This window comes from Bacillus sp. TE8-1 (assembly GCF_008368855.1).
Classification (GTDB): Bacteria; Bacillota; Bacilli; order Bacillales; family Bacillaceae_G; genus Bacillus_A; species Bacillus_A cereus.
On the sequence record NZ_QPET01000001.1, the window covers coordinates 2,305 to 17,248 of the forward strand.

Below are 14,944 nucleotides of genomic sequence, written 5' to 3' on the forward strand. Positions count from 1 at the left end.
TGGGAAGAGGACGCAAAAAGGGAAAAATGGTGAAAGTTTTACAGGAAGAGTACGCAAAACGGGAAAGGTGTTGCATGTTTTACAGGAAGAGTACGCAAAACGGGAAAGGTGTTGCATGTTTTACAGGAAGAGTATGTAACGTAGGAAAGATGTTGCATGTTTACAGGTAGGGTACGCAACGCGGGAAAGATGTTGCATAATATTTTTATTAAATATAAAAAAAGAAGACGGAAAATCCGTCTTCTTTATCTAAGGCCAAATAATATCTGCTGATTTGTAAGCCCAGTCAAGGTATGCTGCTTTACCGCCACTACTAAATGAGAGTTCAAAGTCACCAGCCTTAACGCCTTGTGGAAAACCTTCTTTGTTACTTTTCCATTCTAGCGCTGGATCGCCTACTCTAATTTCTTTGTTTTCAAAGTATACTTTTCCGCTAGCTACATGTTTAAGTGAAACATATAGGTTAGATTGGCCACGGTTTTTGATGTACACTTTAAGGTGACCGTATCCTGGGGTAACACTAAACTTAATAGTATCACTGCTTTTTGGCGGGTTATAGTTAGCCCCATTGTAAGTACCGCTATTCTCATCCATTACTCGAGCGCTAGCCCCCGTTGGAAATGAAAAAGCTGCAAAGACAACACTAAACATTAAGGACACAGAAAATAATACTGCACATATTTTGTTCCGTTTCATAACTTAATCCCCCTATCTTCTAATAATTCATCTCAAATTTATTGTGAGATTTGGGTTGAACATATTGAAAATCATTCAGAGGCTGGTGAAATATCTGCTAAACGCCAAGAGTATATACTGCCTATTGAACAAGCTTTTGAGAAATATATGAATATAAGTTTAGATCCTAATAACGAACTCCCAGAATTTGATATCAACAATATAGAAAAACAAATAATGCGAGAAATTAACAATAATTCTAAACATATAATGATGGAAAATGAGCGTACAGAACTTATTAAAATCTTTAATATATTACAAGATGAAATAAATGAGCGAATTAGAGAGTTGATTATTCCAGGTCATAAAAAGAAAAGAAAGACTTCTATATAACAATTATTGAAAAGATATTAATAATTTAAGACAGAATATATAGCCCTTAGTATAAAAAGGAATCTGGTATCTATTAAGATATCAGATTCTTTTTTATGAATGTATATACGAGTGGATATACATTCCAATATAAAATATAATTCAAACTATGATGATATATCATCTGAAATAACGCAAGGTGTACCTCTAGAAGGGGAAATTTAAAGTAGGGAGTAATTGAAATGAATGAAAAAACAAAAGAGACTATTTATGCAATGGCTAAGGGGGCTGCAGGTACTGTACCGGTAGCAGGACCGATGCTTTCAGAACTATTTGGAGTTGCATTTGCAGATCCTGCGAGTAAGAGAAGAACTGAAATTTTGGAAGAAATGGATCGTAGGTTACATGCTCTTGAGCAAAAAGGTTTTAATATAAGTGAACTAGCTGATAATCAAGAGTTCTTAACAATTGCTATGCAAGCATATTCAATAGCTTTAAAAACACATCAAAAGGATAAAAGAGTAGCATTAATGAATTCAATTTCCAATACGCCTAAATTGGGGATAGAAGAAAATGAAAAGTTAATGTTTTTAAATTATATAGACCAATTTAATGAATGGCATTTGAAAATATTATCATTCCTAAATTCTCCAGAATCTTATTTTGCAGCTGAAACAAGACCTAACCTTTTCTCGGGAGGAAAAGCTACAATTTTAGTTTTAGCATTCCCTGAATTAGGAGACAGACGTGACTTTTATGACCAAATAGCCAGAGATTTGAAAAATAGAGATTTAATTGCCTATGACACACTTCATAATACAATGAGTGAAACAGGATTGTGGCAATCAGGTACTACAGAGGGTGGAAAAAGATTTTTAGAGTTCATTTCAGAATAATCTAAGCAAGCGTCTATAACTTAGAAGAATCTGTTTTTATTTTTTAGAACGGATTTTTCTAAGTTTACCAGTGAAAGACTACTTATTTCATAGATTAGTATTATGCTAGATGGTAATCAAATTATACAAAAGGAGAGATTTGATGAGTAAGTTATTTTTAATTGGGAATATAAATTATTATTTCTTTAAATTACTCATAACATACTTAAGTTAAAAACTTGTAAAACACGGTGCTACTACAATCGTAATTGTGTAATGTATAGATATATCGTTAGTATATTTGATTCCGTTTATTCCCACACCTTTTTTTGTGTTGTGGTTGAGTTGTAGAAGCAAGTTGCGTCTTGTTTCATTTGTGAAAGGGCTTCTTTGAGCCGATTAGTGTATATATAGCTTATTTTGCTATGCACCTTTTAATCAACTTGAAGAAGCCCTTGTGTGTTGTCTTCAGGTTTGAGGTTATTGTATAGCCAGCACTTTAGGTAATTATTATATTACGAAACATCATAAGGGAAATTATAAAATAATACTCATTTACATGACACTATTGAAGAAATTAAAGAACTAGCGAATCCTTTATGGATCAGTTCTTTATCAATGTTGCAAGCGCGCAATAAAAACTTCAATACGAAAGCTACGACATTTAATGATATTACTATTTCTGATTTAAGGAATTTGAAAGTAAGCTTAAGTCTCATTTATGCAACAAGGAATATTAGTCGTACAAGTATAGAAGAGTTGAATCAGAGCTTATCCATTCAATCGGGAAAGAAGATTACTTCCTATGAGGAATGGTTGCTTCATGAAAACAGAGGGATTATATGTGAAATGATTGATGAATTTCGAAAGAAAGAGTGGATCCATCCAGATTCAAAATTCCAATTAATGTAGGGGGGATTATTATGACGAATATAATGGAAAGTTTACAAGCCGAATTTCCATTCGAACAATTAGGTTGGAAGATTACATATACATTCGAAAGCCAAGGGCATTTTTACGCGTATATAGCTCCATTTGTTGACGCTCGTGCCATTCAGGACCGATTTGATGAAGTCTTGGTATTGATAGATGGCAAGTGTTCTATGAAAAATAGGGTGAGAAAGCAACAAAATGTACCATATAGATGTTGTTTCGGTACAAACTCATCTAAGTTTATGTATACCAATTGATTTTGCTTATCTTCTTGTTTTCCCATCATAACCGAACAAAACCTCTAAAAATAAAAGAACCTATATAGTTTATAGTACTACATAGGCACTGAAAATGCCCGAAGAAACTGATCAATTCGAAGAGTTTGGCAAGAGTCCTTTGTCGAAGGTCCCTGACTGCTGATAGCAATTATATTTTTTAAATACCGACTGAGTTGATTAAGCCATTTCTCGGTTATCGAAACCAAAAAAGAGATGACGGGCAAACGTTGCGTAGCTTGCCGGGTTGTGTATTGCATCATCTGCACTCATCTCATTGTAACGTCTAGCAAATTCCGGCCTATTGTTGAATATGGGAGTTAACCCCAGTACTGGCGCTAGCGCAGGTGATACATACCACTCGCTGATGTGAGTTGAAGGTGTGTTGCTTAATCCGTCATTGACGTGCACCGCCTCGTGAATCACCGATGAGGCACGGTTGCGCTCCGAGCGGAGTGGAAAGTTGCGGGTAAAGTTTATCCGCGTAGCTGCGCTCGGGGGCCATGGACTGGTGTAGGCGGCAGGGATATCAGGTCTGAGATCGGAGACTGCTTCATCATCAGTGCGAAAACGAAATATCCGTGCACTGTCGCGCAAAGTTGCCTCGACTAATGCGAAGGTATTAGAAATATGGGTAATGCGCGCTGTGTCTGAAGGAACGAAATGGAAATGAGTATCTAAAGCCTGCGTCATTACTGCCTGGTCAGCCGAAGGTAGCGTGCCACTCACTAGGGCAGCCAGCCGATTTCTCGTCACGTTTAACCACTCTAGCGCCTGCGACTTTGCTTTTCCCGCTAACAACAGTTCAGCTAAGCCTTTCCAGTTTTCTTGAATAGATTGAATCCCCCCGTCCACATGAGGTTCCCCTACTGTCACCCATTGGAACTTTAAGTACTTATCGTCCTTAAACAGGTAACCGGCATTGATAAAGGGTCCTCCCCCATCTACAGCAGCATCAATGCCCGCTGCAAATGTGGCCGGCATACCGACCATGTTGCTAATCTGCTTTGGATAGTTCGCATCTACTGAACCCTCCGCCCAGATGTACCGAATGTACTCGTTTCTCTTGAAAAAGTAGCAATAAGAATCGCGATTCAATTCGCCGTTGAACGAGGCGTCAATATTAGAGAATGTATTTGGCAGATTCCACGACGATATCTCTCGGGTGGAGTTTGGATCAAAGGCAGGGGGAGCAGGGCTCCATCTGAATCGCATGTATAGATTCCACAACAATATCTCTCGTGCAGAGTTCGGATCAAAGGCAGGGGGAGCAGGGCTCCATCTGAATCGCATGTATTTTTCACCAAGGAAGAAGTATGCATATCCGAGATAGGGCCCTTTTCCTCGCAACGCCGCATCTAGCTTTGTAGAGGACCCAGCAGGGGCGAAGGAAGATGGGAAGCCAGAAACATTTCCCGGGGGGAAGTTCGTCAAAGGATAAACCCCATCCCTCACGCGATCTGGAACTGTAGCGTAATCATAGACGACGTACTGATCTGCCAAGAAGAAGAACGCCACATTCGTGCCGAGTTCACCGGCAACCGCTGCATCTACGAATTTTTCAGCCATAGTATACTCCTTTCCTTACAAATTATAATTTTTTCACTTGTTCAAGTTTATGTTTATGTCACTTCTAAAATGTTAATTTTATTAAATGATTTTACTTTTAACTAAAAAAATACTTGTAGACGTTGAAAGACAAGCGATTTTGGGCGTTTATTTAATAATTCTCATTATCCAAAGTAATCCCATCTTCCCAGGTTGCTTTGGATAAATTGAGGGTTCTGTTGCAAAGTGCTCTAAACCACGTTACATTTTATAAAAAATGAGTAGGAGTACGACAAGATGAGATATTTTAAAGGAAAACAGTTTAAGAAAGATATCATTTTAGTAGCCGTTGGCTACTATTGTCGTTTTTCTCTAAGCTATCGTGATGTGTCTGAAATTCTGAAGGAACGTGGTATTTCAGTTCATCCACAACGATTATGCGCTTGATACATGAATATGGCAATCTGATGTATCAGGTTTGGAAAAACAAAACGGTACAGTTATCTTGGCGTTTGGATGAAACCTATATTAAAATTAATGGAAAACGGTGTTATTTATATCATACCATTGACAAAGAGGGGGCAAACGCTTGGTATTCAACTACGTAAAAAGAGAGATACACAAGCGATATATGCTTTTATGAAAAGACTGGTTCTCACTACAGATAAGGCCCCTTCTTTAATTTGCGTATTTAAAAAATTACAGAGGATAAACTTTTACAAAAATACCTTTCATCGTACAATAAAATATCTCCATAATCTCATCGAGCAAGATTATCGACACGTGCAGCGCCGTTTCGCTCATTCCTTAGGATTTCAAAGTCTTGAAACTACCAATCACTATACCTTTATCGTTTTACTAATTTCTATTTTACAAGGGAATGATATCCATATAGGTTATACGTTGATTGGTTTCCGTTGGTTGAGCACCATAAAATACATCAATTTCTTTGACAACAAGCCGTAATGGATATCCTTGATTTTCCTCTGGGATGGTCACTTGACCTTCCCATATGAACACACCATTCGCATCAGGGGAGCCAGGATGGAGCACTATTTCATCTAAATTCGGCACGTCCTCCCAACCTATGGTCTCATCCTCAATCTGAGAAAGCTGACGTTGAACTTGGATATTCATCAAACTCGTAACAGGAACTACCGTATTGTTTTGTACGTTTAATTTTTTTGCAGAATAGGTTACACCGCTTATCGAGACATTATAGACGCGAAGCTGGTTTGGGTCCTGTGTGACAGTTAAAGAACGATCGGGTGCAGTTTGAACGATGTCTGCAAGAACTACGGGTGATATACGTAAATCAGCAGGAACGATCAACGATTTTGGTTGGAACCGGACAAGGGCTAGACGAATAAACGGGTAATAGGCATTACCGGTATTAAGTTCCAGGTCACTGTACCACATCTTGCGTTCGCTATCCCAATCTACATCGAAGCAAATGACCTTTACAGTCTCATTTGGGAGTTCGAATAAGTTAACATCATAAACCTCTTTATAATTCTTAAAGTCTGCTATGGTCGGCAGTGAAAGTTCCGGTGATTTACTGATTGGATCTTGACCCCAAAGAGTCAAATAACTGTAAAGAGGCTCACTTTGAGCTGGCAGTTTATTTTCGACTAAAACGACACCAAGCATCTCACCGAGTCCGGAAGACCACCATCCCCGGTCGAGATAAACCCGGACGCCGCCTTTTCGCACACTAGTAATCTCTCCTTCAGGCTCAACTATTTCTTGCCAAGTAAAAGTGGGCAAAACGTGTTTAACTAGAGTCTTGGAAGGCCTTGCGGTGCTAAGGACGTCAATTTCAATCTCTTGAGTATCCCGAACAAGGTCCTGGTTTGGTATGCTGGGTGAGAAGTACTCACGGAAGCGTGTAGTAGCCCTGACTTTATAGCGGACACGCCTGTACTTCGTATCTCCAAAACTATGTTTCGCCACCTTGCTCGCCAAATTTATTTTTTCTTGTTGATCTGGAGAATAAGGTTTCAGATTCTTAAGTATATTTTGCGCTTGATAACTGTTGAACACCAGGCGTGATTCGTTAGGCTCCAAACGTAAGGCATCAGGATTGGCGGCATCCGAAATATTAATTTCTTTTTCTTGCTCCAGCCAAATAGGCAATTCCATCACATGATCACGGAAATCGACGGGGACTAATTCTGGTTCAGGTTTCGTTATGTCGTCAACGCCTTCTTCCCATTCAGCAAGGATATCCACTTTGGAAGTGCTTGGTATATGCACATAGATATTTCCAAAGAGGTATGCTTCTGTTTCTTCCGGCTCACGTGCCTTTATTTGAAGAGTAGGCTGCGAAGGAAAATCGAGCGGCTGCTGAACGGCGTGAACAAGAGTGATTTCCCGATAAGGGGTGAACATCCATGGGCGCCCATTTAAGATGTCTTTTTCCAGAGCAAATCGATTCGCATCGTTCCACCAGGTTTTGTCTTCCTTTACCCACTGCAAAAGTCCCATTTCTTCAAGATTTCCTCCAGACATGGAGCTGACGCGAATGTCGGCTTTGGTTGCCTTAGGGAGATAAATGGTAAGAACCCGGTTGATTTCGTCCCACTTAGGCACAAGGGAGCCTTCAACAATACGCAGGCGGAAGGGTTTAACATCATACCAAGGATATCTATCAAATTCAATGAAAAACAACTCCCCAGTAAAACCAGGCAGTCCTTTAAATACCACACCGGATGCCCATGGGTCAGGCAAGTAAGGAAGAATCAGCTGCTCTTCGGTGTGGACCGCGTAGCCTTCGTTCGATGAAGGGTCCGACCCCGTGCAAATAAAGCGTACGGAAGGCAATGAATAATCATCAAATGTGCCAGCCTCACGAGTTGCCAGGTTATATACATCCTGGATAACGGCACGAATCTGATCCGGGGGCATCCCGCTATTCTTGGCATCAAGAGCTTCATCCAGGAGCCCATGCATCTCTATCATTTCAAGCGAGGCTTTAGGTGCTGCGACATGCCTTTCGTTAAAAGGCTGATAGACACAAGTGGCAACAGCATATTCCTTTGCCGTTTTGTTATAGTTGCTTCGTATGACCAACCTCTCCAATGATTCACCTTCTGCATAGGCAGTCGTATCAGGACTATTCAAATTGCCACTAGGGCTATACAACTGTCTAGGAACAAGTTCCGGAGGATTGACCGGATCAAAGCGGAGGTACTTAAGGAAACCAATGGGCGAATTTTTAAGCGATAACGCTGCTTCAATCTCTTTTGCTTCATCCAAATTTGGTCCATTGCCTGCCAAATCGACTGTTCGGACACGGAATGTATAATCCTTCCCAAAACGGAGACGGGGCAAGGTTCCATTCTCGACCGTGAATTCTGTCTCTAGTCCAAGTCGGGTCATGGCAGTGTTCTCAACTTTCTGTGGCATAGTTTCCGGTTCGGCAGGATTTGGAGCGCTCGAAGTCCGGCTAATACTCTTGCCAGGGCGAGGGGCTGACAAACTCCAGTTATGCCATGTGAAAAGAGACTCGTGAATGTAAAGTTCCTTAACGGGATCATTCGTTGCAGGCGAACTTGTGACGCTTGGTTGTACAAAGCCCTCGTCAATAATCTCAAATGAGGTTGAAGCGTTAAGTATTTTATATTGGCCAAGCCTCCAATGCAGTGAAAACCGATTATCCTTTTCATCTATGACATCCAGGCGGTACCCGCGAACCAGGTCTTCTGCATACAGGGGTTCAATGGTACCACTGGAAAGCTTCTTGTCTAATTCGCCCGATCGGTTGAAAATATCGTTTAAATGTTCGGCATTTTTGCTGCGTACAACTGAGATGCCTCCAGTACGCAAGGGTGATACGCCGGAATTTTCGTTTGCATCAATGGGTTTATCGTTCACCCCTTTTCGATATTGAGCCGCTATACCTGCCGCCAGGTTTAAGGTCTTGAGTGCGGCACCATCGACATCAACTTGAACCAATTCGACTTCGTCTTTTTTAGGGGTCCAAATTCCCCCGCCTATTTCTTTTGATTTAGAATGAGCAGTAAATAGTTCTATACCATTTTCCTCCCAATAATTAAAAGCCGTCCATGGACAATGGTCTTCCGTCCAGGAGGATTGAGAGGTATTTGGATTGCGGGTAGGGGATTGAGATTTCCAACTAGGAACGATACGCAGTTTAAACTTGTCGGAATCCTTACCTGTTTTCGGTATGGAATCAGCAGGGATATATAAGTCTATTATCAGTCCCAAGCGGCGCAAAAGCTCAGGATAATCACCTAAAGAAGAGAGCATTTGATGAAAGTCGATTTCCTGTTCAAAGTGCGCTTTGGCTTCAGGACCTTCAGGCAGTGTAGTTGGTTCTGCCTTTGCTGGACGATAGTGAAAGAGCATGGTGCGGTAATAGGCCTTTTGAACATCAATATTACGGACACCGTCAGGATTTTGCGTGCCACTTGGTCCGGGTGGTGCCAATGGCGGTCCACCAGGTGGGCCTTTTGGAGTTGGTGGTTTAAAAGGAAGTTCCGGTATAATCGCAGGTCCTGTCTTTCCAGAAGCACGCCGCGTACGAGCTCTGGCTTTGGCTTCTTCAAGAGAATTGTTCAACAGTTGGCTTAATTCATCCTCCTTTTTTTCTTTTAAATTGTTGTAAACGAGATCCTGGAATTCGACCAGTTCTTTGATTAATCCATAGATACTCACACATTCTTCATTCGAATCTTCCCTATACGAATCTTCTCCATTCGAGCCGCCTCTTGGACCTCCTCCATTAGAATCTTTTTTTGGTGGAATTGTGCAAGGCAGGTCATTGCGCGCTTCTTTAACAAGTCTTTGATAAAATTTCTTAAGATAATCCAAAACTTCTGTAACCGGATAACTCACGATAGGTCGGTTGGAAAAGTCATCAAACACGTGCGGATGAACGGGAATATCTGATTTGAAAAGTGAAGACCAAAGCTCTTGAATGGGAGGAGGGGACACCCTGATTGCTGGTACCTGCCTCGGCTGTATCCCGTCATGCACCTCGATAGAAAATTGCGCTCGGTCGGGATGCATATTATATGCCCAGTTCAGAAAATCGGGAAATTGGTCCAATTTATTATTATTATTATTTTTATTATTATTATCGGTCGTATTTTCATCAGGATGTAAACGTGGGTTTACATAAACAGACAGTCGCAAATATTGCTTCTTTCCACCCTTTGTCACGATATCCGTTGTCACCCCATTGGGGAGGGCAATCCAGAGAAGACTTTGAGTTGTTACCATAAGTAGCTCCTTTCTAGTACAATTTAATCAATGGAATGAAATTTATAGATTGATAACTTTTATGCAAATGCCATGCAATATTTTTCCCACTCATAAGGATAGCCGCCTTCATATTCAGGCCCCATAATCTGTGCAAAACTGGGATCCCCTGACGCCCCTGCGAACCGGCGTTCGACAGTGAGGCTGATGCTCTTACTAAAGAAAGCAATCTTAACGCCAACCGTCAAAGTGGCTTGCCCCCAGACTTCTGATCCTGTTCCCTTATCACGGTAGGTTAGACCTAGATAGAATTCTACCGTAACCGAAACCAAACCCAGAACTGTCACATTGCCGCCACAGCGAAGGTAACCAGTCAGCTTTACTTCTTCACCGGTCATGCCAAAGTAAATGCCTGCCATAATATGGACACCGCCACTGGCCACTCCTAGATTAATGCTGATATTCCCGCCAAATTCAATGGATGCCTCAATCCCTTGTATTCCCTTAGCACTGAGTGCAAGACTAAAGAAACCGCCGCCTGCAAAGCCCATTACCGAGACAGTGAATGGCTTTTGGCGCTCCGAAATGGAAAACGTTACACCAACAGGCTGATCAACGAAAGGAAGAGACAGAGCAGCAGAAAGATTGATATTCTGTAGGCTGAAAATCCCAACGCCGAAGGCCGGGATGCCGAGTGTGAAGCCTGCCCTAATGCCGGATGCTGTCACATCTATGAAAGGGGGGTCGGAAAAGGCATTAGCAGGTATGATGTTTTTTAATGTTTCCACAAACTCGAGTGGTCCCTTGAATACGAGATCGAGGCCTTCCGCAGTGACGTCCATTTTCTTACCGTTCTCAGCTGTAAACCTTAACAAAGTAAATTTAAGCAACATTGCATTTGCAAATTCCAAAGCAAACTCCTTTAGGTTACCTAGGGTCCTATAGGTAGGAGGCCTGCCGTCAGGCGGTGTAACCATTTGTGCATCTAATGTCAGCTGAGCATTGTTCTTAAATCCTGTAGTACCTCCTTGTGTAAGGAATTTAAAGAAAGGTACTTTATCTGCATCTTTAACCACTGGCTTCCAGAAGAAGCGTGTTTCTATGGCGTTATTTTGCAGACGACGATTCGTTAGCATAGGGGCTTCGAGCTTAAAAGTGGGATCATTCAGTTTATTTACTAATTGTTCGGGTGTTAAAGTTTTTTCCAATTCCTTGACTTTTAATGGATCAAAATTAAGAACTTTACCCAGAATATCCTCTAGTTCGATACCCCCTAGGAATTTTGCACCTACAAACATATGTGTGGGGTCGAACGTGCCTGTTTTTATATCTTGTAATTTATCGACAGGGCCCAGCGCCCGCGACAACCCTGCAATCGATGTATTAGGTGTAATGAGACCGCCAGCCTTCTCTGTAGGTAAGGATAGTTTCAGCGGGTCAGGTGGCGGGTCCGGCAACGGGTCCGGCAGCGGTATCTGTGGCGGATTTTGATATATAGATTTAGCTAGCCTCACAAAAATTTCACCTTTATTATCTGTTCGGTCAAAACCTTTCTTTAAGTAAGTCTGTTCAAAGACTATAGGTTTTGGCTCAAATTTCTGGCCGGTAAACTGTTCAGCGGCAGGAATGGTTACTTTTGCAGACTCAATTTCTGGAAGAAACCTAGGTTGAAAGAAAGGCAAGTTTTTTAACAGGTTATCTTTACTTTCATCAATAAGCTGTGCCCTAAATGTCACGTTTTCAGTTTCGAGTGTGGTTTTTCCCTTACTGTCAGCCTCGGTTTCCGCAAATGCAATAGGCTGTTGTTCAAATTTCGCAGTTCGTTTTTCTAAATTTTCGTTTTTATTATAAGCATTTACAATGTTAACCCATTCCAGCTTTTCTATATCGAGCCGAACGCACATAAGTGGCCTTTCAAAGGAAACGATGTTCCCATCCCAATCTTCTGCGACCATTTTGAAGCGAAATGGCTCATTCCCATCCACTGGAGTGGGCCAGAAGAAAGGTTCTTTATCATCTTTTAGGTGCGGAGTTGTACGATCGGTTATTTTTATCCATTTAAAAGGCATTTCTCGACGGTTGTTTTTGTACACTTGATCTAAATTTTCATAATTTTTAAAAGGCTCTCGGACTTCGATGTATTTATATTGTCGTAGAACCGCTTTCGGACCTGCACCTTCTTGTTCAAATCGTCGTTCAGTAATCTTTACAATGGCTACGCGATGGCCCGTATCACATAGAAATGCTTTTTTTACGGTTTTCACAAATTGGTCTCTGCCCTGAGTCATACGGTGCTGCCATTGCTCTAGGGATAAGTTGACATAGCCAAGGTTGTCATTAACATCTTTTAAGATCCAAGGGTAATTCCATGCACCTTCAATGTTAGCCCAAGCCCCAGCAGATGAAAGCATCAGTCGGCGTATATTGATGGGACTCGGTTTGTAATCAGATGGAAGAGGAAGACCTTGCGCTTTCAACTGCTGGAGCCAGTCTACTACTTTAGGTATCCCTACGGGCTGCTTTGGCAATGAGAAATCTCTGGTTAACTGTACAATTTCATTACGTTCTTGTTGGGTTAAGGAGCTATTGAATTTATCTAGATGATTTGAAGTAGAAATAAGTTGCGTAGTGCCGCCTTCAAGGTAAAAGTTTTCGTTTTCTTTCTTCTTTTCTCCAAGTATTGTATGCCATAACACAAATCGTCCATCTTGTCCCTCAGGTCGAATGATATTATACCAAACCGCAGATTCTTCAGGAGAAAGATAGAGACCTGTCGGGATTTCCAGTGCAGTCTTCCCCTCAAAAATTTCCGGGATATATGGTGTAAATGGCGTAGTCGAATCTGGTAATTTTGGGACAACAGGTTTGTAATCCTTCCAGTTTAGCAGAGTATCAAGTGTGAGCGGCCAGACATCTTGATAGTCTGGAAGCTTGAACACAAGGCGGCTTGGTCCGGAAAGCATGGCTTTGACTGGAGTTGCTATTGCTAAATGCTGTCCTTCATTAAGGACTTCTTCCACGATATGCTGTGGGGGAAAGTGAACGGTTAAGAGCACTGGTTCAAATGCATTACTCCGGACAAGGTGGAGCGGAAATCCTGTAGTATGTACGTTGGCCAGTTCAAAAATCAGGTCCAGAAAGTCTTCCTTACGTGAGGCTCGGATAAAAAGATTAGACACAAATTTCTCTCCCTTCTTAAAGAAAAAGGATTAGCCTGTCGTCGTAAAAAGCTTAATAAATTTTAAAATCCCCATATTAAATACAGATATGCTTAGAGGAATAGTCCTAGACCATTAATAATGGCACCGGACCAAGGTGGGGGTATTAATTAAAAAATTTTTCCAATTCCCTAATTGTCATATACAACTTATTGTCAACGTCATGTTTCTTTTCAAAAAAACAAATAAGCCCAAAAAGGCTGAAACGGTAAGGATTATCAATAAAGGTGGAATAAAATATATTCCTAAAACCTCTCCCCTGACAGGTTCCAGCGTAACAACGTAACTCGTTCACCACTGTCAATTTCCATTATAAAATGAGAGGTAGGTTAAAAGAGTGATAGAGGGGAAGACTTTAAAAGATAATAGAGTGAATTTATCTTTTACGAATCGGCAGCATTCAAACCTAAAAAGATTTTCAGTGAGCTTAAATATGCGAATAAGTAGCTTAGGAGCTTTGTTGTTAGATATAGGACTGTCCGATAAAAAACTTATTAAAGAGCTGGAACAAGAAAGGCTTATACACGGTTCTCAATTGATTGAAGCGAAAGGAGGAGGCAATAAGAAAATCAATCGGGTTAATTTATCACTAACTAATCAGCGATTTATGAAGTTAAAACGACTCTCAATGCGATTAAATATACGACACACAAAACTTGCAGCCGTAATAATTGAAAAATGCTTGTCCAATGTAGGACTGATAAATATGCTTCAAGACAAATACTGCACCCAAAAAGCTTATCGAATTGTTCCTATTAATAATGGTGGTGGTGAACTCACATTTGTATTAACAGGAAGGGATGACTTATGAACTGGGTAAGTTTTATTTCAAGTGGAATGGCCGTGCTTTTTATTTATGCCTTGTTTGCAGAGCAGGAGGAAGAAAACGAACTCGAACTGGACCTTTATCAATGTATCAAATGCAAACGGCACGTTGATTTGAGGAAAATCTAAAAAAATAAAAAAATCTCCCCAAACAAGAAAATATCATTATAGTAACATTCGAAATTAGCTAAAGTTCTCACGGCTTGATGTAATTCTGAGTTGTCTTAAATGCGACGACGTACGAACCCTGAAAGTATGGTCTTCAATGTTCGATTGAGAGCGAGATCCGGATATATAATCATCTTTAGCGTAATCCCATTTAAAGGAACCTTCTTTAACAATGACAAATTTCGCCCATTCTTCATTCCAGTCTAATTCATTAATGCTTGCTATTTCGTATGTATATCCAACCATTTCGTCTTTAACTGCAAATAATTCTCCCTTCATATTTATAAACAAATACTAAATCTTTCTCGTGCAAAATCTCAACTCCTATTAGTCACCTAATTTCCCTAAATACTTTAGCTATCTTTCTTTTAATTCCTGCTTAGACAAATTAACAATTATTGTTTATGATTTTATCGAAGATGAAAAATAGGGGGGCTATTGATGTCATCTGAATTAAATTCAGGTGATTTAAAAATACATATTGAAGGTGAAGGCAAAATTTTTGGTGACCTAGATCTTCTTGTGCAAATTTAAAATCCTTAATTGAATCATTGGATTTTAAATTTGTACAAGAAGATGATTTTGAAATCGACAAAAAACTTATTTGGTTCTACTCGATGCAATTAGTGCTATGCTGAAGATTGATATGCCTGGTTTCGATAACGATGAAACAAAAAATATTGAAGTTGTTCATCAATTCTTATCCTGGGTTTTAGAGCAAAGAATTCATAAGAAACCTCAATATGCTGAACTATTGGATCAAGATAAGGACGATTTAGATCATGATTGGTAAATGGCCATTCTTTAGACATTGCTTTTAAGTATAATG

The 14,944-nt window shown here is 40.4% G+C and carries 11 protein-coding genes and 2 pseudogenes; 8 read left to right on the forward strand and 5 right to left on the reverse strand.

Translation table 11 applies throughout. From position 1 onward, the window contains the following. Nucleotides 1-249 precede the first annotated feature (249 nt). Entirely contained in the window at nt 250-696 is a 447-nt protein-coding gene (locus DN404_RS00020) for a hypothetical protein (RefSeq protein ID WP_149214490.1), read from the reverse strand. A 147-nt stretch (nt 697-843) separates the two neighbouring features. Between DN404_RS00020 and DN404_RS00025 the strand changes: the two genes are divergently transcribed. The 4 genes and pseudogenes from DN404_RS00025 to DN404_RS00040 form a co-directional block, all read left to right on the forward strand. Next, nucleotides 844-1,068, forward strand: a complete 225-nt coding sequence (locus DN404_RS00025; RefSeq protein ID WP_255444810.1) for a hypothetical protein — start codon at nt 844-846, stop codon at nt 1,066-1,068. A 221-nt stretch (nt 1,069-1,289) separates the two neighbouring features. Continuing rightward, on the forward strand, nt 1,290-1,943 hold the full coding sequence (locus DN404_RS00030; protein ID WP_149214491.1) for a hypothetical protein: 654 nt from the start codon (nt 1,290-1,292) through the stop codon (nt 1,941-1,943). 546 nt (nt 1,944-2,489) lie between these two features. Next, nucleotides 2,490-2,834 carry a hypothetical protein gene (locus DN404_RS00035; RefSeq protein WP_149214492.1) on the forward strand — a complete coding sequence of 115 codons (345 nt, stop codon included), beginning with the start codon at nt 2,490-2,492 and terminating at the stop codon, nt 2,832-2,834. Nucleotides 2,835-2,845: 11 nt separating this feature from the next. Then, nucleotides 2,846-3,033, forward strand: a pseudogene (locus tag DN404_RS00040) (Rad52/Rad22 family DNA repair protein); the annotation flags it as partial. Nucleotides 3,034-3,310: 277 nt separating this feature from the next. On the opposite strand, the gene DN404_RS00045 reads toward DN404_RS00040, so the two are convergent. Continuing rightward, the gene (locus tag DN404_RS00045) at nt 3,311-4,699 is read right to left on the reverse strand and encodes a hypothetical protein (RefSeq protein WP_149214493.1); all 1,389 of its coding nucleotides are present in this window, start codon (nt 4,697-4,699) and stop codon (nt 3,311-3,313) included. A gap of 276 nt (nt 4,700-4,975) precedes the next feature. Here DN404_RS00045 and DN404_RS00050 point away from each other — a divergent pair. Further along, a pseudogene (locus DN404_RS00050) lies at nt 4,976-5,644 on the forward strand (IS6 family transposase). On the opposite strand, the gene DN404_RS00055 reads toward DN404_RS00050, so the two are convergent. Together DN404_RS00055 and DN404_RS00060 are read right to left on the reverse strand one after the other, a co-directional pair. Then, a complete protein-coding gene (locus DN404_RS00055) occupies nt 5,549-9,925 on the reverse strand; it encodes a hypothetical protein (RefSeq protein WP_149214494.1) in 4,377 nt (1,458 codons plus the stop codon). The pseudogene DN404_RS00050 and the gene DN404_RS00055 sit on opposite strands and share 96 nt — an antisense overlap. A 59-nt stretch (nt 9,926-9,984) precedes the next feature. Further along, entirely contained in the window at nt 9,985-13,083 is a 3,099-nt protein-coding gene (locus tag DN404_RS00060; RefSeq protein WP_149214495.1) for a hypothetical protein, read from the reverse strand. A gap of 376 nt (nt 13,084-13,459) precedes the next feature. Between DN404_RS00060 and DN404_RS00065 the strand changes: the two genes are divergently transcribed. Then, complete coding sequence (locus DN404_RS00065; protein ID WP_149214496.1) at nt 13,460-13,933, forward strand: hypothetical protein; 474 nt, start codon at nt 13,460-13,462, stop codon at nt 13,931-13,933. After that, nucleotides 13,930-14,076, forward strand: a complete 147-nt coding sequence (locus DN404_RS30335) for a hypothetical protein (RefSeq protein WP_179951835.1) — start codon at nt 13,930-13,932, stop codon at nt 14,074-14,076. The genes DN404_RS00065 and DN404_RS30335 overlap by 4 nt, the downstream gene beginning before the upstream one ends. A gap of 54 nt (nt 14,077-14,130) precedes the next feature. On the opposite strand, the gene DN404_RS00070 is transcribed toward DN404_RS30335, so the two are convergent. After that, nucleotides 14,131-14,406 (reverse strand): hypothetical protein, encoded by a 276-nt coding sequence (locus DN404_RS00070; RefSeq protein WP_149214497.1) that lies wholly within the window; start codon nt 14,404-14,406, stop codon nt 14,131-14,133. Between the two features lie 340 nt (nt 14,407-14,746). Between DN404_RS00070 and DN404_RS30340 the strand changes: the two genes are divergently transcribed. Further along, nucleotides 14,747-14,908, forward strand: a complete 162-nt coding sequence (locus DN404_RS30340; RefSeq protein ID WP_179863309.1) for a hypothetical protein — start codon at nt 14,747-14,749, stop codon at nt 14,906-14,908. The last annotated feature ends 36 nt before the right edge of the window (nt 14,909-14,944 follow it).